This window comes from Roseomonas alba (assembly GCF_019430885.1).
GTDB classification, from domain to species: Bacteria; Pseudomonadota; Alphaproteobacteria; order Acetobacterales; family Acetobacteraceae; genus Neoroseomonas; species Neoroseomonas alba.
The window spans coordinates 226,380-245,376 of the sequence record NZ_JAHYBZ010000007.1; the positions used below are offsets into that span (position 1 = coordinate 226,380).

Sequence of the window (18,997 nt, forward strand, 5' to 3'; positions counted from 1 at the left end):
TCATGCTCACGACCTGGACGGTCGAGGATGGCCGCTGTCGTGTCCGCGAGGGCGCAGTGTCCGATGTCACCGCGTCGCTGCCGGCGCCCGAGCTGCGCGCCGCGGCGAGCGCCGTCGCCGAACCCGAAAGCCTGCGGCACGCGATCTGGATCGACCTGCTGAACCCCACCCCGCAGGAGGAGCAGGCGGTCCAGTCCGCCCTCGGCATCGAGATCCCGACGCGGGAGGAAATGCAAGAGATCGAGAGCTCCTCCCGCCTCTACCGCGAGGAGGAGGCGCTGTTCCTGACGGCGAGCTTCCTCTACGGCGTCGAGGTCGGCGAATACGGATCGACGCCGATCACCTTCGTGCTGACCAACAGCACGCTCATCACCGTGCGCTACGCCACGCCCAAGGCCTTCACCACCTTCGGCGTGCGGGCCCAGCGCCAGCCCGGTGCGGTACTCATTTCGCCGGACGGGGTGATGCTGCATCTGTTCGAGCAGATCGTGGACCGGCTCGCCGACGTGCTCGAACGCCTCGGCGCCGACATGGACCGCTCCAGCCAGCGCTCCTTCCACGCCGCGCGCGCCAACATCAAGGCGAACCGGCGCGACGAGCAGCTCAAGGCGACCATCATCGTGCTCGGTCAGGTCGGTGAGGTGACGAGCCGCATCATGGAGACCCTGCTCGGACTCACGCGCATCCTCACCTTCGTCGGCGCCGAGAAGGGGGCGTCCGTGCGCAAGGAGAACCAGAACATCCTGAAGACCCTGGTGCGCGATGTGCGCTCCCTGGTCGACCACGCCAATGCGCTGAACGGCAAGGCGCAGTTCCTGCTCGATGCCGTGCTCGGCCTGATCAACATCGAGCAGACCGGCATCATCAAGACCTTCACCGTCGCCTCGGTCGCGCTGATGCCGCCGACCCTGATCGCGTCGATCTACGGCATGAACTTCGAGGACATGCCCGAGCTGAAATGGATCGCGGGCTATCCCATCGCATTGATCGCGATGGTGGTCAGCGCCATCCTGCCAGTCCTGTATTTCCGCCGCAAAGGCTGGCTGTAGGAGATCCCATGGCCGAACCGACCCGCGTCGCCGCCTCGCTGACCAATTGCCGCTGGGGCGCCTTCGATGCGTCCTTCCCGCCTGTGGCCTCGATCGACCCCGGGGAGGTGGTGATCCTCGAATGCCTCTCCGGCGGGCCGGAGGTGATGCCGCGGGATGAGCAGATGCTCGCCGTGCCCCCGATGCTGCGGGAGGTGCATGCGAAGCTGCCGCGCCTCGGCGCCCATATCATTACAGGCCCGGTCGAGGTCCGCGGCGCCGAGCCCGGCGATGCGCTGCGCATCGACATCGAGAAGATCGAACTCGGCAACGACTGGGGCTTCTGCGGCTTCCGCCCGCTATTTGGCACGCTGCCGGAGGATTTTCCCTATCGCCGCACGCTGCACATCCCGGTCGACAAGCAAGCGATGACCGGCCGCCTGCCCTTCGGCCCGAAGGAAGGCGGGATGGACCTGCCGCTCGCCCCCTTCTTCGGCGTGATGGGCGTCGCCCCGCCGCGCGAATGGGGGATGATCAACACCAAGGAGCCGCGCGCGATGGGCGGCAACCTGGACAACAAGGAACTGACCGAGGGCACCACCCTGTTCCTGCCGGTGTTCAATGAGGGCGCGCTGTTCTCCGCCGGCGACGGCCATGGCGTGCAGGGCGACGGCGAGGTCTGCATCAACGCGCTGGAAATCTGCCTCACCGGGCATTTCCGCCTGTCCCTGGTGAAGGGCGGAGGCGCCAAGGACCCGGTGTTGAAGTTCCCCCGCGCCGAGACCAAGACCCACTACATCACCATGGGCCTGAACGAGGATCTCGACCTCGCCATGAAGCAGGCGCTGCGGGAGATGATCGCCTTCATCTGCTCGCGCACCAACCTTTCGGATGCGGATGCTTACCAGTTCTGCTCCCTGGCCGTGGATTTCCATGTCACCCAGACGGTGAACGGCGAGAAGGGCGTGCATGGCATGCTGAAGAAGGGCCTGCTGTTTTGAAGCATGATCTGCTACGGCGATCCTTCGCCTATTACCGCTCCTGGAAGGGACAGTTCTTCTTGGATATCGAGTTCCTATTTGGTGGTGAGCAGTTTGGTGTGAATTCTATTCGTGGTATTGAGCGGTATGACAATTGCCGGCTAAGCGCCTTTGTGCCTGAGGGCGCTTGAACCTACCATATCAGCGAGAATGTGTTTGCATCGACGCGGGCGGGATTATGTTTTATGATTGAGATCATATTGTGAAGCAATGTCTTTTGCGAAGACACGGGGACGAGCATTGGTGCATGTGACATGCTCATCGGAAATGGTATATTCTCGAGTTATCCTTATTAATTTTGGAGATAATTTGGATAATTGTAGGCACTCGATATGATAAAATCTTTACAGATTGTAGCTTCTTTATTGATTTTTCTGGTTTTAATATTATCGATACTCATCGTATTAGATCAATTAATAAACTGTGAAAGTAAAAAAATATTGAATGAGGTAGCGCATGCGAGTTTTTTGTATAAAATTACATTTTTATGGCTTCATTAATAATTTTATTTCTAATAAGTAATGATATTGTAGTTTTTTTAACCAATGCATTATTTGGTAACGTTGATGGCGGGCTTAGAGAAATAGTTTTTCGATCAGATGAATCAGAGCTTATTAAGCTTCAAGTAGGGGAGAAAAATAATCTCTATTTAAAATATTTTATAGCTTATCCATTTATGATTATTGTTTATGGATTAGCTATTCGCAGAATTTTGCATGCCGTATGCTTTTAGGGAGACCGTAAATGGGAGTGTGGGAATATTTTCTAAGTAACCCGTACCTCCAAACCGGGCTTAGTTTTCGCCTGGGAATTATTTCTGTGCGCCCGCAAGTTCGTCAAGACGGTACGATATCATTGCAGATTGGGTATGGGGGTGGCCTCCAGATTCAGGCGCGAGGTTCATTTTCTCTTTCTACTGCTGCGTGGAGCGGAGCGGCAGGGCTTGGTGTAGACTTGGCTTCAGTGCTGCCGCCCGGAGTGCCATTATCTGAGCTGGAGGCGCCGTTAGGTAGAGGAAGCGCCTTCGTTGGCTTTTCCGCGATCGGTGTTGGTAGCACATACGACGATAATGTATACGTTCAGTTGACCGTAGGAAATACTCTTGGAGTTCCCCAATTCACGTCGGGTGGCGCGATCAATATACGGGCTCCAACAGGTTATACATGGTCTCAGCTGCGCTCACTGATTGATGATCTCCCGACAGAGGCGCCCGGAGCCATCCCGTCGCCTGCGGATGGTGGGCCAGTGTACGATCTGAGTGTTCCGCTTGAGGCCGCCGCCTACGAGACTGAACTCTTCCGTCGCATGGATGAGGCTGCGGCCCAAGGCTGGACGCCGAATATTACCTTTCCCAGCCACTGCTTCGTTGCCGGCACGCCCATCCTGATGGCCGATGGCACTGAACGCCCGATCGAGCAAATCCGTCCTGGTGACCTCGTTATGGCCTTCGATCCCGATACCGACCAAGGCCGCGGGGCACTGACGCCTAGACGCGTCACGCGCACATTCGAGAACGTCGCGCGGACCATCATCGATCTGCGCGGCCTGCGCGTGACGCCAGGCCATGTCTGCCTCACCGACAACGGCCACTTTGACACAATCACCGCCATTCTGATGCGCGATGCATGCCTTGTGGACCGAAATGGTGCATCAATCCGGGCCCGCACAGGTGCGCCCCTGGGCACTACCGAGGACGTCATCGTGCGCGTGGCCTATACGGACCCGGCAAGTGGCGAGTCGTACACCTTCGCGGTCCGCGCCGGCATTCCTTGCGCCCGCCTCCACGGCCCCGATGATACCTTCACCTCCGCGAACCTCGCCGAGATGCTCAAGGCCAACGGTATTGCGATCCGTCCGGACGGCAAGTTCGTGCTATCCGGCGGTATCCTCGCCAGCGTCTGCGATTGGCCCGGTGCTGCCGGTCCGTGCGCCACAGCTGATCAGCAGAACTGGATCGTCGTCGGTCCCGACGGGCGGCCGTTCATTCCAGAATGGATCGATGGCCTAGGGCGGAGCGCCGCCGCCGAATGCGCTGTCGACGAAAGTACCAGTTTGGTCGATGCTCAACATTCCTCCCTTCGTCTGGGAATGATTGGCAACGCCGTCGCCGTACTGCCTCGAATCGGGAGCGCCCTGGCCGCAGCATGACGACCTATTCTGCACCGCGTATACGGAATGACCGCCCATGCTATTCATTAGCGATTCGTCGCCTGCATGATGGGGAGCGTTTGTGCGTCGAGGGCACCAACGCTGTTCTCAAGATACCAGATACCAGGCCGCGAGGCTTTGGTGCCCCGGTGTGGTCCCAGTGAGCCGCCGCTGTTCGCCAGTTCCTGGCTGAAGAAGGGGCCTCTACTCTGAAGCACGACCTGCTGCGGCAGTTCTTCGCCTATTACCGCCCCTGGAAGGGCCTGTTCCTCCTCGACTTCGGCTGCGCCGTGCTGTCGGGGCTGCTGGAGCTCGGCTTCCCCATGGCCGTGCGCGTCTTCGTGGACCACCTCCTGCCCGGCCAGAACTGGGGCCTGATCCTGGCCGCCGCCGCGGCGCTGATGATGGTCTATCTGCTGAACGGCGCGTTGACGGCCATCGTGAACTACTGGGGCCACATGCTCGGCATCAACATCGAGACCGAGATGCGGCGCCGCGCCTTCGACCACCTCCAGAAGCTGTCCTTCCGCTTCTACGACGAACAGAAGACCGGCCATCTGGTCGGCCGCATCACCAAGGATCTCGAGGAGGTGGGCGAAGTCGCCCATCATGGCCCCGAGGACCTCTTCATCGCGATCATGACCTTCATCGGCGCCTTCGTGCTGATGTTCATGGTCAATCCGACGCTCGCGCTGATCACCGCGCTGATCGTCCCGCCGGTCGCGATCGTCTCGACGCGCTTCGGTGCGCGGCTGACCAGCACTTGGCGGTCCATCTTCGGCAGCGTCGGCGCCTTCAACACCCGTATCGAGGAGAATGTCGGCGGTATCCGCGTGGTCCAGGCCTTCGCCAATGAGGAACACGAGCGCGCCCTGTTCGACCGGGACAATGCCGGGTATCGCGACACCAAGCTGCAGGGCTACCGGCTGATGGCGGCGTCCCTGTCGCTGTCCTACCTCGGCATGCGGCTGACCCAGATGGTGGTGATGGTCGCCGGCGCCTGGTTCGTGCTGCATGGCCAGCTCACCCCGGGCGACTTCGTCGGCTTCCTGCTGCTGGTCGGCGTCTTCTTCCGCCCGGTCGAGAAGATCAACGCGGTGCTGGAGACCTACCCGAAGGGCATCGCGGGCTTCCGCCGCTACCTGGAACTGCTCGCCACCCGCCCGGATATCGCCGACAAGCCGGGCGCGATCGCGGTCGGCTGCCTGCGCGGCGACATCCGCTATGAGGGCGTGCGCTTCGGCTACGATCCCGACCGCCCCGTGCTGCGCGGGATCGACCTCGCCATCGCGGCCGGCGAGACGATCGCCTTCGTCGGCCCCTCCGGCGCCGGCAAGTCCACGCTGTGCTCGCTTCTGCCGCGCTTCTACGACGCCCAGGGCGGGCGCATCACCATCGACGGCATCGACGTCCGTGACATGACGCTCGCCTCCCTGCGCGGGCAGATCGGCATCGTGCAGCAGGATGTCTTCCTCTTCGGCGGCACGCTGCGCGAGAACATCGCCTATGGCCGGCTCGACGCCACCGAGGCCGAGATCCGCGATGCCGCCCGCCGCGCCCGGCTCGACGCCATGATCGCCGAGCTGCCTGAAGGCCTCGACACCATCGTCGGTGAGCGCGGGGTGAAGCTGTCGGGCGGGCAGAAGCAGCGCCTCGCCATCGCGCGCATCTTCCTCAAGAACCCACCCATCCTGATCCTGGACGAGGCGACCTCCGCCCTCGACACCGAGACCGAGCGCGCCATTCAGCAATCCCTGGCGGAGCTGTCGGAAGGCCGCACCACGCTGGTCATCGCCCATCGCCTCGCCACGATCCGCAATGCCGATCGCATCGTGGTGGTGGACCATGGCGGCATCGCGCAGCAGGGACGGCATGGGGAGCTGATCGCCGCAGGCGGCCCCTATCGCCGGCTGCAGGAGGCGCAGGACCTCGCCTCCTGAATCCTTTCACGCGGCAACGCGTGTTCGATTGCCCGCGCGCCCGCCCGGTGCCACCTTGCCGCCGCCATGCCCAGTCAGGACGCTATCCGCGCCGCCGCGGACCGTATCGCCCCCCATATCCGCCGCACCCCCGTCATCCGCCTCTCCCCGGCGGAAACCGGGCTCGAGAACCCGCTGACGCTGAAGCTCGAACTGCTTCAGGTCACCGGGTCCTTCAAGCCGCGCGGGGCCTTCAACCGGCTGCTCTCGGCCGACGTCCCGAAGGCCGGCGTCATCGCCGCCTCGGGCGGCAATCATGGGCTCGCCGTCGCGCATGCGGCCTCCGTCCTCGGCATCAAGGCCGAGATCTTCGTCCCCGAGATCACCCCCGAGGCCAAGCGCGCCCGCATCACCGATGCCGGCGCCCAGCTCGTCGTCGGCGGGGCGAACTACAACGAGGCCCGCCTCGCCTCCGAGGCCCGTGCCGCCGAGACCGGCGCCCTCATGGTCCACGCCTATGACCAGGACGAAGTCCTCGCCGGCCAGGGCACCGTCGGCATGGAACTGGAGGCCGATGCCCCCGACCTGACCCATATCGTGGTCGCGGCGGGCGGCGGTGGGCTCTATGGCGGCATCGCCTCCTGGTATCGCGGCCGCGCCCAGATGGTGATCGCCGAACCCGAGGAATGCCCGACCCTGTTCATGGCCGGCCTGGTGGGCCAGCCGGTCGACGTGCCCTCGGGTGGCGTCGCGGCGGACAGCCTGGGCGCGAAGCGCGTAGGTGATCTGGCCTTCAACGTGATGCAGGAGGTCGGCGGCCGGTCGGTCGTGCTGCAGGACCAGGTGATCCGCAACGCGCAGCGCTGGCTGTGGGATCGCGTGCGCCTGATCGCCGAACCCGGCGGCGCCACGGCGCTCGCCGCCGTGCTGGGCGAGGCCTGGACCCCGCCCAAAGGTGCCCGGATCGGCGTGGTGGTGTGCGGGGCGAATTGCGACCCCGCAACCGTGGTGGGGTGAGACGAAGCCGGTCCAGACGGACCGGCTCCGGCCCGCCTATTGCCGCTGCGCGGAACCGCCTTCGCCGGTCATGCGCTCGCCCTGCCGCGCCGTCCAATCTCCGGCGCCCTGCATCTGTTGCCCCGTCCAGCGCATGGCGCGACCAAGGGCGGACCCCGTCTCATCCGCGGCGCGTTCCAGCGCCCGGCCGGTCTGTTCCGCCCCGCGGTCGATGGCCGCGCCGGCACGCTCCCCGAAACCGGGCTGCCGCGCGGCATCAGCGGGCGCGGGTGCTGGCGCCGGGGCTGGCTCCACCACGCGCGGCGTGGGCGGAGGCAGGCTCCCGGCCTGCTGCGCGAGGACAGGCGCGACGGCCAGGGCGGCGAGGGCGGTGGCAAGAAGGAAGCGCATCGAAGCCTCCAGAGGGTCGATGGTGGGGTTGGTCCGGATACTCTCGTGTGCCCTCTTGGCAGGAAGCGGGCGACGGCGTCAGTTGCCGAACGCCCAGGTCCCGGCGCGGCGCAAACGCTCGCCGGTCCAGTTCGCCGCACGTTCCAGCGCCGACCCGGTGCGCTGGGCGCCACGTTCGACGGCCGCGCCGGTGCGCTTGGCGCCGCGCTCGACCGCGCGTCCGGCCCGCTGCACGGCACCGTCCTGCGCCGCCGCTGCGGGCAGCGCCACAGCCGAGGCCATCAGACCGAGCATCCAGGCGCGACGTGTCATGCCCGGAATCTTGGCCCGCCGCAGCGGCCGGTCAAGAGTCGAGACGGATGCCGAGCTCACGGATCAGCGGCCGCCACAAGGCGTTCTCCGCGGCCACGAAGGCGTCGAATTCCGCGGGCGACCAGCCATTGGTCTGGATGCCGAGGCCCTTGGTGCGCTGCTGGACCTCGTCCGAGGCGACGGCGCGGACGAGTTCGGCATTCAGCCGGGCGATGATCGGCGCCGGGACCGCCTTGGGCACGCTGATCCCCTGCCAGCCGAAGGCGACGGCATCGTAGCCGAATTCGCGCATGGTGGGCACGTCTGGGGCCTCGGCGGTGCGGGATTCGGTCAGGACGGCCAGGGCGCGGACGTGCCCGTCACGGATGAAGGGCAGGCCGGTCGCGGTGTCGATCATCACCAGGTCCACATTGCCGGCGAGAAGGTCCTGCATTGCCGCCTGGCCGCCGCGATAGGGCACGTGCTCGGCGGCCAGGCCGGAGCGCCGCTTCACCAGTTCCATCGCCAGATGGTGCGGCGAGGCGACGGCCGGGCTGCCATAGGTCGGCGCCTGCGCCTGGCTCGCGGCGAGCAGCGTCGGAATATCGGCCCAGGGGGAATCCGCCCGACAAACGATGTAGAGCGGGAAACTGCCGATGAAGCCGACCCCGGTGAAGTCGCGGTCCGGATCATAGGGCAGCCGGGCATACAGCGCGGGGTTGTAGACCAGGATGCCGTTGTCGACATGCATCCAGGTCAGCCCGTCGGCCGGGGCGCGCGCAGCGATCTCGCTGGCCAGCACGGCACCGCCGCCCGGGCGGTTCTCCACGACCACGTTCTGACCCAGGCGCGGGCCCATCTGGCTCGCCATCAGCCGGGCGAAGACGTCCGAGGGGCCGCCGGCCGGATAGCCCACCACCAGGCGCAGCGGACGATCGGGCCAGTTCGCCTCGGCCCGGGCCCCGCCCGCCATCATGGCGAACCCGGTTGCGACCGCGCCACGCCGTCCGATCATCGTCTCTGCCTTCCTGTCCGAGAGAGGCCGCCAATCTGGCGCCCACCGCAGGCCGCGCCAAGGCCCCCGCTGCCCGAAGCGCACCGAAGGCGCTATATGCGCGCGCATGCCTGCCGCCTTCCTCCTCGCCCTCGGCCAGATCGGCGATCCGGCCTTCCGTCGGCCGCTGTTCCTCGGGATCCTCGGTGCCGCCGTGGCGCTGGCCCTGCTGATCTGGGGCGCGGTGGAAGCCGCTTCCTGGGCGGCGGGCGGGACGGGCTGGCTGTCCTGGCTGGCGCAGGCCGGGGGCGGCGCTGCCGGACTGCTGCTCGCCTGGTGGCTGTTCCTGCCGGTCGCCGCGGCCATCGCCGCGCAACTCGTGGAACCGGTCGCCGCGGCGGTCGAGCGCCGGTTTTACCCGTGGCTGCCGCCGGCCAGGGGCGCTTCTATCGCGGCACAGATCGCCTTCGGGCTGCGATTCGGCCTGAAGCTGCTGCTCCTGCAGATCCTGCTCGTGCCGATGCTGTTCGTTCCGCTGGTCGGCTTCATTCTCGCGCTGGTGATTTCCGCCTATGCGCTCGGCGCGGGGATGGTGTTGCAAACGGCGCTGCTGCGCATGGACATGCCGGCAGCGCGCATGGCCTGGGCACGAAACCGGCTGTCGGGCTGGGTTCTGGGGCTGGTCCTGGCGCTCATGGCTCTCGTGCCGCTGCTGAATCTACTGATCCCGGTGCTCGGAACTGCGGCATCCGTACACATACTTCATAGATCCACGCGTCTGTGATCGCAGGATTCCTGGGGATAAGCCCGGTCGCGGCGTTGTGGCGGCCGAAGACGGCGTGCTAGCCCGGCGTGCCATTCGTCACGCTTAGGGAATCGAGGGAGTCTGCGATGTCGCTGTTCCGCCGCAAGGACGAGCCCGCCACTGGCGCCACCGGGGGCGAGGGCGCGCCGACGACCATCCCGGCGGCGCGCGATCCGGATCTGGCCATGCCGCCCTTTCGCCCGGCCGGGATCACCACCCCGGTGAGCACCGCCGCACCGGCCGCCACCGGCCCCGTCGCGCCGAAGCCCAATTCGCCGCCCGCCGGCGCCGGCATGGCCCGCAGCGGCGCGCCGGCCCAGTCCGCCGCGCTGCGCACACCCACCCCTCGGCCGGAGACGGTCGAGCGTCGCACCCTGGTGGTCGGCAAGGGCATCAGCCTGCAGGGCACGGTGACCGAGGCCGAGCGCCTGGTCATCGAGGGCACGATGGAAAGCCAGCTCCTCCAGGCGCAGGAGCTGATCATCAGCCATTCCGGCGTGTTCAAGGGCGAGGTCCAGGTTGAGGACGCCGAGATCGCCGGCGTCTTCGACGGCACGCTGACCGCCAATGGCAGCCTGACCATCCGCTCGACCGGCCGCGTGCTGGGTGTGGCGCGGTCGCGCCGCCTGTCGGTCGAGGATGGCGGGCAGCTCTCCGGCAAGATGGAGATGATCACCGAATCCTCTACGGCGCCGATCGCGCGCATGGCGCCTGCGCCCGCCCCCCGCAGCGCAGAGCCGGCCGAGGCCTGACAAATCCACGGAGAGGGGCGGTGCCCCTCTCCGGCCAGCGAAGCCGCGTGGCGCCCCGGTCACGGGAGCGAGGGCCGTCGTGATCCCGTTCCTGACCTCGCCCGGAAGGGACCAGAGGTGGTCTGGCCTCTTGAGCGCGCTAGTTGCCGTGGCATTTGGCGGAGCACAGCTCGGTGAGCGGTCGCACACCTCGCCTACGGTCCGGACACATGCGCCGCATCGGACATCGATGTGGCTTCGCCCCTCCGAACCACCGCGCCGCCGGAGTCCCATTGTCGTAGCTTGGCAATGCCAATGGGTGCCTCTGCTGCTTGGAGCACTTGGAAGGCAGTTTTCTGGTGCCGGGCACGACGCCCGTCCCGCCCCCTCCAAGCGCCTGCCCTGCGCAAGAGCGGGCCTCGGCGCCATTCCGCCGGCGGCGCGCGGCGCCCGGCCGAGGTTTCCAAAGGCACTTCGGCCTTTGGTGGGGCGTGAAGCACTGCTTCGCGCCCGAGAGGGGCAACGCCCCTCTCGGGCCCACAGCGGAAGCATCGGGGCCGTCCGGACGGCCCTTCAGCCTTTGGCGAGGTGGCCTGGAGGAGTCGAGCCGCGCCAATTCCGCAGCGGAACCGGCACAAGCCGCCTTCCCGCCCTGTTCCTCTGCGCGCTCCTCGCCGCCTGCGCCGCCGATGACGGTGAGGAAGCCGCGGCGCTGATGCGTCACGCCCTAGCCTCCACCCAGGCCAGCCTGGCGATCACCGGCGCCCGCCCGGCGCCTGCGCCACCGCCCGCCTCCACGGCCGCCATGCCACCGCCGTCGATCCCCCGCCCCGGCGCACCCCGCCAGCGCGGTTCCGCGCCGCCCTCCGTCGCCGCTGCCCTGCTCGGGGTGACGGCGGACCAGTTGCAGCGCATGTTGGGCGAGCCCTCCATCCGGCGACCGGAAGGGGCCGCCGAGATCTGGTTGTATGAGGCCCCTGCGTGTCGTCTCGATGTCATCCTGCATGCCGAGGGCTCGTCGCTCTTCGTGGGTCATGCCGCCGCCCGCGCGCTGGGCAGCGGGGAGAGCGTGACCGAATCCGCCTGCCTTTCCGCCATCGCCGCGGCGCCCGCCCCGCCACCCTGGACGACGTCCGACCGACGCCCGTGATCACCGCATGAATGCCTGGCTCGATGCGTTCGTTCCCGCCTTCGCCCTGCTCGCGCTGGGTGCCCTGCTGAAGCGGCGGCTGCTGCGCGACGACACCGTCTGGGCGGGGATGGAGCGACTGATCTACTGGGTGCTGCTGCCCTCGCTGATCGTCGGCGCGCTGGCGCCACTCGACCTCGCAACGCTGCCGCTCGGGCGGATCGCCGTGGCGATCTGGGTGTCGCTCGGCGTCGGGACGGTGATCTCGATCCTGCTGGCGCGCGCGATGGGGCATGAGCATGCGGCCATGACCTCGGTGGTGCAGGGCGGCATCCGCTTCAACAACCTGATGGGCTTCGCCATCGCGGGATCGCTGTTCGGCGCCGAGGGCAATGGCTTCGGCGCGGTAGCGACGGGCATGATCGTGCCCTTCGTGCAGGTGGTGGTGACGCTGATCTTCGCCTTCGGCACGGATCGCGGGCCGCCCAGGCCGGCGACGGTGATCCGCAACCTGGCGCTGAACCCGCTGCTGCTGGCGGTGGCGATCGGCTTCGCCATCGCGGCGCTGGGTGGGTTGCCGCCGGGGCTGGCGCCGACGGTGCAGGCGCTGGGGCGGGCCTCGGTCGCGATCGGGTTGCTGTGCGTGGGGGCAGCGCTGTCGCTCGAGAGCTTCACCGACCGCGTCGGCACCCAGGCGGTGACCGGCTTCATCAAGCTGATCATCATGCCGGCGCTGACCTGGGGGCTGTGCCTGATCCTTGGCGTACCGCCGCTGCTGACGGCGGTGGCGGTGATCTTCATGGCGCTGCCGACGGCCGCGACATCCTATGTGATGGCCCGCGCGCTGGGCGGCGACGCGCCGCTGATGGCGGCGATCACCACGACCGAGCACATCGCCGCGGTGGTCACCCTGCCGACATGGGTCCTGCTGGTCGCGCCATGAGGGCGCGCACGGCGTCCTCGCAGCGTCGCGCCGTTGCCTCCCAGCCGGCGCGCGAGGCGGGCTGATCGGCGAAGGTCAGCGGAGCACCGATGGACAGGCGCAGACGGCCGGGTCTCGGCCAGCGCCGATGCGCCGGCCAGGCGGCGTGGCAGCCTTCGAGATGGCAGGGCACCACCGGCACGCTGGTGCCCGCCACCAGCACGCCGATGCCGGGCTGGAACGCCGTCATGACGCCATCCCGCGCGCGGGTGCCTTCCGGAAACAGGATGTAGACGAGCCGGTCCTCGACCAGGCGTTCACGCAGCGTCGCCAGTTCGCCCGACCGCGTGCGCTTCCGCCAGACCGGCAGGGCATTCACCGCATAGGCCGCGAAGACCGAGGACAGCGTCGAGCTGAAGAAGGTGTCCCCCGCCGCGAGCGCATGCGCGCGCCGCGCCGCTTCCCCGCGCAGCACCCCGGACAGCGTCAGCGCGTCGAGATGGCTGCAATGGTTGGCGATCAGCACGAAGGGCGGTTCGGGCAGGTTCTCCCGCCCCGTCACCTCCAGCCGATGGAATGCCGCGAGGTAGCCGCGCAGCCCCGCCCGCCAGAGACGGCCCAGGACGAGGCTGCCGAGGCCGCGCTCGCGCGACAGGCTGCGCAGCCGGTCTTCCGGCTTCAGCCCATGGTCGCGCGCGGGGCGGAGGTGGAATTCCATCAGCCCCCCGTGATCAGCCGCGTCGGCTGGTTCAGCCCGAAGCCGACGAAATAGCCGATGAAGTGGAAGGCGGCCGGCGCGACCAGCAGGAGGGAATTGAACCGGTCCAGCACGCCCCCATGGCCGGGCAGGATCGTGCCCATGTCCTTGATGCCGATGTCGCGCTTGATCGAGGACAGCATCAGGTCGCCCGCCTGCGCGCCGATCGCGACGATGGCCCCGAAGACCAGCAGCCAATGCGCCTGCGCCATCGGCGTGCCGCCGAAGATCAGCGAGGACAGCCCCGCCACCAGCAGCGTGGTGACGCAGAAGGCGCCGACCGCACCCGAGATCGACTTGTTCGGGCTCGTCGCCGGCACGAGCTTCGGCCCGCCGATCAGCTTGCCGAAGGCGAAGGCCGCGACGTCGGACAGCGCGACCGTGGTCAGCAGCATCAGCAGGATGGGCCGGTAGTTCGGGTCATTCGCCATGTAGGACAGATGCGCGAGCCCCGCCCCGAACAGCATATAGGCGAAGATGCCGAGCGCGGTGCGCTGCACATACCCCGCCGGCCGGTCCTGCGGGATGGTGCCGATGACGATGACGCCGACGGTCAGCGGCCAGAGCGCCACGAAGAACCCGTACCAGTGATCCAGCGCCGCGAAATTCGCGAAGAGGATGCCGAGCACGACGATGCCCGTGATCAGCGGCTCCCGGAACAGGCCGGTGGCACGGTCGAATTCGCGCAGGCAGGCCAGGCCGAGCAGCGTCACCGCGCCGATCACCCATTCGCGCCCCAGCAGCACCGGCCCCATCATCATCGGCAACAGCAGGCACCAGGATCCGGTGCGCAGCCAGAGCTCCCGGCGCAGTTCCGGCGTGCCGCGGCCGGTGACGGTCATGACGCCGATCACCGCGACGGCGATGGCAATCACCCCCGCCGCCGCCGCGACGATGGCGACGGTGACCGGATGGTCGAAGGTCCCGAGCCGGGTCATGCGCGGGCCCTCAGCGCCGCCGCGGCCCGCGACAGACGCAGCCAGGCGGTCAGCAGCGACCCCAGCGTGATGACGGCCAGCACCGCGCGCACGGCCCAGACCCCGCCGGCCTCGCCGGGGATCACGGCGCACCAGACGGCAAGCCCGGTCGCCAGCGCCATGCGATGCTGCTTGGCCATGGGCCCGCCGAAATCGGAGGGCGCGCCCGCCGCCCGCGCCGTGGTGCGGATATAGGCGGTGAGCATGGCCATCAGCGCCGCCGCCAGCCCCAGCCACATCCAGCCTGCCGCGACGCCCAGGCCGACCAGCACGAAGGTATCGGAGACGCGGTCCGGCACCTCGTTGAACAATTCCCCGACCGGCGAGGCGACGCCCCGCCCGATCGCGACCATCCCATCCAGCAGGTTGGCCATCAGCCGCGCCTGCACCAGCAGCGCGCCAAGCAGCCACAACAGCCAGGCTCCGCCGGGCCAGCACGGCACGGCGGCGAAGGCCACCCCCGCCGCCATGCCGGCCACCATGCCCGCGATGGATATGCCGTTGGGCGAGGCCCCCCGCGCCACCAGCGCCGCCGCGATGCGCTGCGTCGCCCCCAGATTGCGGGCCGCGATGGGCCGCCGGTCCGATTCGTCCACCCTGATCCCCGGTACTTCCTCGACCGCGCAGCATGACGCGCCGACGCAACCGGCGGAAGGAAGGCCTTCGCAGGGCGTGTTATGGTCCTCACATGTCCGCCGCCGCGGCCGAGTCGCCCCCCCGCCCCCTGATCCGTCGCCTGCCCGAGACCACGGCCAACCGAATCGCGGCCGGCGAGGTGGTCGAGCGCCCGGCCGCCGCGGTGAAGGAAATCGTGGAGAATGCGCTGGACGCCGGCGCGTCGCGCATCGCCGTCGTGCTGGAAGGCGGCGGCATGGACCGCATCCTGGTCGAGGATGACGGCTGCGGCATGTCCGGCGATGACCTCGCCCTGGCCGTCGAGCGCCACGCCACCTCCAAGCTGCCCGAGGAAGCGACGCTGTTCCGCATCGCGACGCTGGGCTTCCGGGGGGAGGCGCTGCCCTCCATCGGCGCGGTGGCGCGGCTGTCCATCACCTCCCGCCCGCCCGGCGGGCCGGCGCATCGCATCGCGGTGGAAGGCGGGCATGTGGCCGCCGTCGCCCCGGCCTCCGGCGCGCCGGGCACGCGGGTCGAGGTGCGCGACCTGTTCTTCGCCACCCCTGCCCGCCGCAAGTTCCTCCGTCACCCCCGCACCGAGGCCGACCACGCCATCGACGCCGTGCGCCGCCTCGCCCTCGCCTGGCCCGCCGTCGCTTTCCGTGTCGAGAGCGACGGGCGGGAGGTGCTGAATCTCCCCGCCACCGATTGGGAAGGCCGCATCCGCCAGGTGCTCGGGCCGGGCTTCGCCGCAGCCGCCGTGCCGGTCGAAGCGGTCGGCGCAACGCTCGACCTGCGCGGCCTCGCCGCCCTGCCCTCCTACACGCGCCCGACCACCCTGGCGCAGCATCTGGTGGTCAATCGGCGCCCGGTGCGCGACCCGCTGCTGCGCGTCGCGCTGCGCGTCGCCTATCGCGACGTGATCGAGGTCGGCCGCCACCCGGCCGCGGCGCTCTTCCTCGACATCCCGCCCGAGACCGTGGACGTCAACGTCCACCCGATGAAGACGGAACTCCGCTTCCGGGACGGGGATGCGATCCGCGGCACGGTGATCAACGCCCTGCGCCGGGCGATCGCCGTGGGCGCGGGCACGGCGGTGGCCATGCCCGCCTTCACCCCAGCAGCACCGCCACCACCGGAACCCGCCATGCCCGGTTTCGCGGAGGCGGCGGTCGCCTTCGCGCCGCCGCCGCTGTCGATCCCGGCCCCGGTGCAACGCAGCCTCGGCCTCGCGCCGCGCAGCGCGCCGCGGCCCTTCCCGGTGGTGGAACGCGCGCCGGAGGACCACCCGCTCGGCCGCGCCGTGGCGCAGATCCTCGACACCTACATCGTCGCCGAGGCCGCCGATGGCGCGCTTGTGCTGGTCGATCAGCACGCCGCCCATGAACGGCTGACGCATGAGGCGCTGAGCGCGCAGCTCGTCGAGGGCGGCGTGCGGTCGCAACCGCTGCTGATGCCCGCGGTGGTGGACCTCCCGCCCGCCGATGCGGAGCGGCTGGTCGCCCACGCCGATGACCTCGCGCGGCTGGGGCTGGAACTCGAAGGCTTCGGCGGCGGCGCGGTGCTGGTGCGGGCGCTGCCGGCGCTGCTCGGCAATCCGGACCCGGCACCTCTGCTGCGCGACCTGACCGAGGAACTCGCCGAACTCGGCGAGGCCGCATCCCTGCAGAAACGGCTGGACGCCGCGGTCGCGCGGCTCGCCTGCCATGGCAGTGTGCGCGCGGGCCGGCGGCTCAATCCGGCCGAGATGGATGCGCTGTTGCGCCAGATGGAGGCGACGCCGCGCGCGGCGACCTGCAGCCATGGGCGGCCGACGGTGCTGCGGCTTGACGGCGCTGCGCTCGAACGGATGTTCGGCCGGCGCTGATGTGTGCCTCAGGCGCCGGCGCCCGCATCCGCGGGCTTGGCTTGCGCGCCCCGCACTGATGCAGCGGGCGCGGCTGATGGTCTGGGCGCGGTCGCGCCGTGCGCTCCCGGCCCGATGCGAGGCAACGGGCCGCCTGGTCTGGAGATGAAGGACGCCGGGTAGCGGTGCCGACCGGCGCCGCTCATTGGGGATGCGCGCTACTCCGCCGCGCCGCCCGGCGCGCGCAGCATATGCAGCGCCGCCACGCCATGGCTGCGCAGGGCGAGTTCGCGATAGCCCGGCAGCGCGAGCGTCTCGCCCTCCCCCATCTCGGCGACGATCAGCGCGCCGGGCGCGATCCAGCCCGCCGCCTCCAGTGCCGCGACGGCCTGCGGCACCAGTTCCTGGCCGTAGGGCGGATCGAGGAAGACCAGCCCGCACGGCACCCGCGCCCGCGGCGGCTTCGTCACATCGGCGGCGAGGACGGCGCTGCGCGCCTCCTCCTTGCAGGCGGCGATGTTGGTGCGCAGCGCGGCCAACGCGGCGCGGTCCTTTTCGATGAAGGTCGCGTGGTCGGCGCCGCGCGACAGCGCCTCCAGCCCCAGCGCCCCCGTGCCGGCGAAGGCATCGAGCACGAGTTGGTCCTGCACCATGGTCCGCCCGCCCCAGGGCGCGTGCCACAGCATGTCGAACAGCGCCTGGCGGACGCGGTCGGCGGTGGGGCGTGTGGTCTCGCCGTCCGGGGCCTTCAGCACCCGGCCGCGATGGCGCCCGGCAATGACCCTCACGGCGTGGCGCCGAGGCCGCGCAACAGCAGCGCGGTGATGCGGGCCAGTTCGGCCTCGGCGGTTGCCGCATCGCCGGTGCTGGCGACAAGGTCGGGGTGGTGGAAACGCAGCGTCGCGGTCAGCACGCTGCGCGCATCGGCTTCGGGGTCGGTCACCAGCGGCAGCGTGCCATCGGCCTTGCCGGCCGCGAGGATGCCCGCCACCTGCTCGATCATGTGGCCGAGATGCGCGGCGACGACCTCGGGGCTTTCGACCGCGACGCGGTGGAAGCCGGCGAACATCTCCGGGTCATCGAGCACCTTGCGGCGCTTGATGCCGGCCAGGGCGGACAGCCAGGCAGCCAGGCGCGCCGGCGGCGGCCCGCGATCCGCCGCGATGGCCATGAGCGGCGCGGTGACGGCGGCGAGCCAGTCCTCCGCCACCGCCGCGCGCAGCGCCTGCTTGCTGGGGAAGTGGCGGTAGACATTGCCATGGCTCATGCCGAGCCGCTTGGCGACGTCGAGCACCGTCAGCTTGTCAGGCCCGTGCCGCCGCAGCAGCGCCGCGGCGGCGTCCAGAATCCTGCTGCGCGTATCCGGAGTGGAACCGTCCATTCCCCTCCTATGCCGCCGGGGCGCGCTCGCTGTCGAGCCACTGCATCTGCGCCTCGGGATAGCGTGTCCCGGCCACGGCCCCATCCGGCACCGCCGCCTCGAAGGCGGCGAAGGCCTCGGGGCCGAGGTCGAGGGCGAGCGTGCCGAGCGCCTCGGCCAGGCGTTGCGGCGTGCGGGCGCCGATCAGCGGCAGGATGGTCTCGCCGCGGGACAGCGCCCAGGCGATCGCCGCCTGCGCTGGCGTCGCCCCGAAACGCTGCGCCGCCTGCGCCAGCGCGTCGGTGAGCGCGGTGTTGCGCGCCAGGTTCTCGCCCTGGAAGCGCGGGGAATGGGCACGGAAGTCGCGCGCATGCATCGCTCGCCTGCCGCCGATCAGACCGCGGCTCAACACGCCATAGGCGGTAATGGGAATGCCGAGCTCCCAGCACGCGTCGAGGATGCCGTTATGCTCGATATTGCGCGTCATCAGCCCGAATTCGATCTGCAGCGCGGCGACCGGATGCACGGCATGCGCCCGGCGCAGCGTCGCCGCACCGACCTCGGACATGCCGAAATTCCGCACCCAGCCTTCCTGGATCAGGTCAGCGATGGTGCCGGCGACCTCCTCGACCGCCACGCCCTCGGGAATGCGCGCGGGCATGTAGAGATCGACGTGATCGGTGCCGAGCCGCTTCAGCGTCATGGTCAGGAAGTTGCGGATGGCGACGGGCCGCAGGTCATAGCCCGTGAAGCCGCCTGCCGGATCGCGCAACGCGCCGAACTTCACGGCGACGAAGGCGCGGTCGCGCTTCCCGGCCAGCGCGCGGCCGAGCAGCATCTCATTGTGGCCGGAGCCGTAGAAATCGCCGGTGTCGAAATAGGTCACGCCGGCTTCGAGCGCGGCGTGGATAGTCGCGATGGACGTGGCCTCATCGGCCGGTCCGTAGAAATCGCTCATGCCCATGCAGCCGAGGCCGATGGGGAAGTGATCAAGACCGCCGAGGTGGCGAGGGGTCGCGATGGACATG

At 68.7% G+C, this 18,997-nt stretch carries 19 protein-coding genes; 10 read left to right on the plus strand and 9 right to left on the minus strand.

From position 1 onward, the window contains the following. Positions 1 to 2 precede the first annotated feature (2 nt). The 5 genes from KPL78_RS20230 to KPL78_RS20250 all read left to right on the plus strand — a co-directional run bounded on the left by KPL78_RS20230 (position 3) and on the right by KPL78_RS20250 (position 7,152). A complete protein-coding gene (locus KPL78_RS20230; protein ID WP_219764808.1) occupies positions 3 to 1,049 on the plus strand; it encodes a magnesium transporter CorA family protein in 1,047 nt (348 codons plus the stop codon). Between the two features lie 8 nt (positions 1,050 to 1,057). Beyond that, positions 1,058 to 2,029: an acetamidase/formamidase family protein gene (locus KPL78_RS20235; RefSeq protein WP_219764809.1), complete on the plus strand. Its 972-nt coding sequence runs from the start codon at positions 1,058 to 1,060 to the stop codon at positions 2,027 to 2,029. A gap of 1,284 nt (positions 2,030 to 3,313) precedes the next feature. Then, positions 3,314 to 4,216: a Hint domain-containing protein gene (locus KPL78_RS20240; RefSeq protein WP_219764810.1), complete on the plus strand. Its 903-nt coding sequence runs from the start codon at positions 3,314 to 3,316 to the stop codon at positions 4,214 to 4,216. A 263-nt stretch (positions 4,217 to 4,479) separates the two neighbouring features. Beyond that, on the plus strand, positions 4,480 to 6,156 hold the full coding sequence (locus tag KPL78_RS20245) for an ABC transporter ATP-binding protein (protein ID WP_432761288.1): 1,677 nt from the start codon (positions 4,480 to 4,482) through the stop codon (positions 6,154 to 6,156). A gap of 66 nt (positions 6,157 to 6,222) precedes the next feature. Next, a complete protein-coding gene (locus KPL78_RS20250; protein ID WP_219764811.1) occupies positions 6,223 to 7,152 on the plus strand; it encodes a threonine/serine dehydratase in 930 nt (309 codons plus the stop codon). A 36-nt stretch (positions 7,153 to 7,188) separates the two neighbouring features. Here KPL78_RS20250 and KPL78_RS20255 read toward each other — a convergent pair whose 3' ends face one another. The 3 genes from KPL78_RS20255 to KPL78_RS20265 form a co-directional block, all read right to left on the minus strand. Beyond that, complete coding sequence (locus tag KPL78_RS20255; protein WP_219764812.1) at positions 7,189 to 7,542, minus strand: hypothetical protein; 354 nt, start codon at positions 7,540 to 7,542, stop codon at positions 7,189 to 7,191. Positions 7,543 to 7,620: 78 nt separating this feature from the next. Continuing rightward, complete coding sequence (locus tag KPL78_RS20260; protein WP_219764813.1) at positions 7,621 to 7,854, minus strand: hypothetical protein; 234 nt, start codon at positions 7,852 to 7,854, stop codon at positions 7,621 to 7,623. A 31-nt stretch (positions 7,855 to 7,885) separates the two neighbouring features. Then, entirely contained in the window at positions 7,886 to 8,848 is a 963-nt protein-coding gene (locus KPL78_RS20265) for a Bug family tripartite tricarboxylate transporter substrate binding protein (protein ID WP_219764814.1), read from the minus strand. A 106-nt stretch (positions 8,849 to 8,954) separates the two neighbouring features. Here KPL78_RS20265 and KPL78_RS20270 point away from each other — a divergent pair, with 106 nt between their 5' ends. The 4 genes from KPL78_RS20270 (at position 8,955) to KPL78_RS20285 (ending at position 12,435) form a co-directional block, all read left to right on the plus strand. After that, positions 8,955 to 9,611 (plus strand): EI24 domain-containing protein, encoded by a 657-nt coding sequence (locus tag KPL78_RS20270; RefSeq protein ID WP_219764815.1) that lies wholly within the window; start codon positions 8,955 to 8,957, stop codon positions 9,609 to 9,611. 107 nt (positions 9,612 to 9,718) lie between these two features. Further along, positions 9,719 to 10,384 (plus strand): bactofilin family protein, encoded by a 666-nt coding sequence (locus tag KPL78_RS20275; RefSeq protein ID WP_408904491.1) that lies wholly within the window; start codon positions 9,719 to 9,721, stop codon positions 10,382 to 10,384. Between the two features lie 694 nt (positions 10,385 to 11,078). Then, positions 11,079 to 11,513: a hypothetical protein gene (locus KPL78_RS20280; RefSeq protein WP_255569247.1), complete on the plus strand. Its 435-nt coding sequence runs from the start codon at positions 11,079 to 11,081 to the stop codon at positions 11,511 to 11,513. Between the two features lie 7 nt (positions 11,514 to 11,520). Continuing rightward, positions 11,521 to 12,435, plus strand: a complete 915-nt coding sequence (locus KPL78_RS20285; protein ID WP_219764816.1) for an AEC family transporter — start codon at positions 11,521 to 11,523, stop codon at positions 12,433 to 12,435. On the opposite strand, the gene KPL78_RS20290 is transcribed toward KPL78_RS20285, so the two are convergent. Genes KPL78_RS20290 through KPL78_RS20300 form a run of 3 tightly spaced genes read right to left on the minus strand, consistent with a single transcriptional unit; the run spans position 12,398 to position 14,744 of the window. Then, on the minus strand, positions 12,398 to 13,132 hold the full coding sequence (locus KPL78_RS20290; RefSeq protein ID WP_219764817.1) for a lysophospholipid acyltransferase family protein: 735 nt from the start codon (positions 13,130 to 13,132) through the stop codon (positions 12,398 to 12,400). The two genes, KPL78_RS20285 and KPL78_RS20290, sit on opposite strands and share 38 nt — an antisense overlap. Continuing rightward, on the minus strand, positions 13,132 to 14,109 hold the full coding sequence (locus KPL78_RS20295; protein WP_219764818.1) for a phosphatidate cytidylyltransferase: 978 nt from the start codon (positions 14,107 to 14,109) through the stop codon (positions 13,132 to 13,134). The genes KPL78_RS20290 and KPL78_RS20295 overlap by 1 nt, the downstream gene beginning before the upstream one ends. Further along, complete coding sequence (locus tag KPL78_RS20300; protein ID WP_219764819.1) at positions 14,106 to 14,744, minus strand: CDP-alcohol phosphatidyltransferase family protein; 639 nt, start codon at positions 14,742 to 14,744, stop codon at positions 14,106 to 14,108. The genes KPL78_RS20295 and KPL78_RS20300 overlap by 4 nt, the downstream gene beginning before the upstream one ends. A gap of 92 nt (positions 14,745 to 14,836) precedes the next feature. Here KPL78_RS20300 and mutL point away from each other — a divergent pair, with 92 nt between their 5' ends. Continuing rightward, positions 14,837 to 16,630, plus strand: a complete 1,794-nt coding sequence (mutL, locus tag KPL78_RS20305) for a DNA mismatch repair endonuclease MutL (RefSeq protein WP_219764820.1) — start codon at positions 14,837 to 14,839, stop codon at positions 16,628 to 16,630. A gap of 197 nt (positions 16,631 to 16,827) precedes the next feature. Here the strand turns inward: mutL and rsmD are convergent, their stop codons facing one another. The 3 genes from rsmD to KPL78_RS20320 are packed head-to-tail and all read right to left on the minus strand — an operon-like array spanning position 16,828 to position 18,996. Beyond that, the gene (gene rsmD / locus KPL78_RS20310) at positions 16,828 to 17,397 is read right to left on the minus strand and encodes a 16S rRNA (guanine(966)-N(2))-methyltransferase RsmD (protein ID WP_219764821.1); all 570 of its coding nucleotides are present in this window, start codon (positions 17,395 to 17,397) and stop codon (positions 16,828 to 16,830) included. After that, positions 17,394 to 17,990 (minus strand): TetR/AcrR family transcriptional regulator, encoded by a 597-nt coding sequence (locus KPL78_RS20315; RefSeq protein ID WP_219764822.1) that lies wholly within the window; start codon positions 17,988 to 17,990, stop codon positions 17,394 to 17,396. Before KPL78_RS20315 ends, rsmD begins: the two co-directional genes overlap by 4 nt. Before the next feature lie 7 nt (positions 17,991 to 17,997). After that, positions 17,998 to 18,996: an aldo/keto reductase gene (locus KPL78_RS20320; protein ID WP_219764823.1), complete on the minus strand. Its 999-nt coding sequence runs from the start codon at positions 18,994 to 18,996 to the stop codon at positions 17,998 to 18,000. Position 18,997 lies beyond the last annotated feature (1 nt).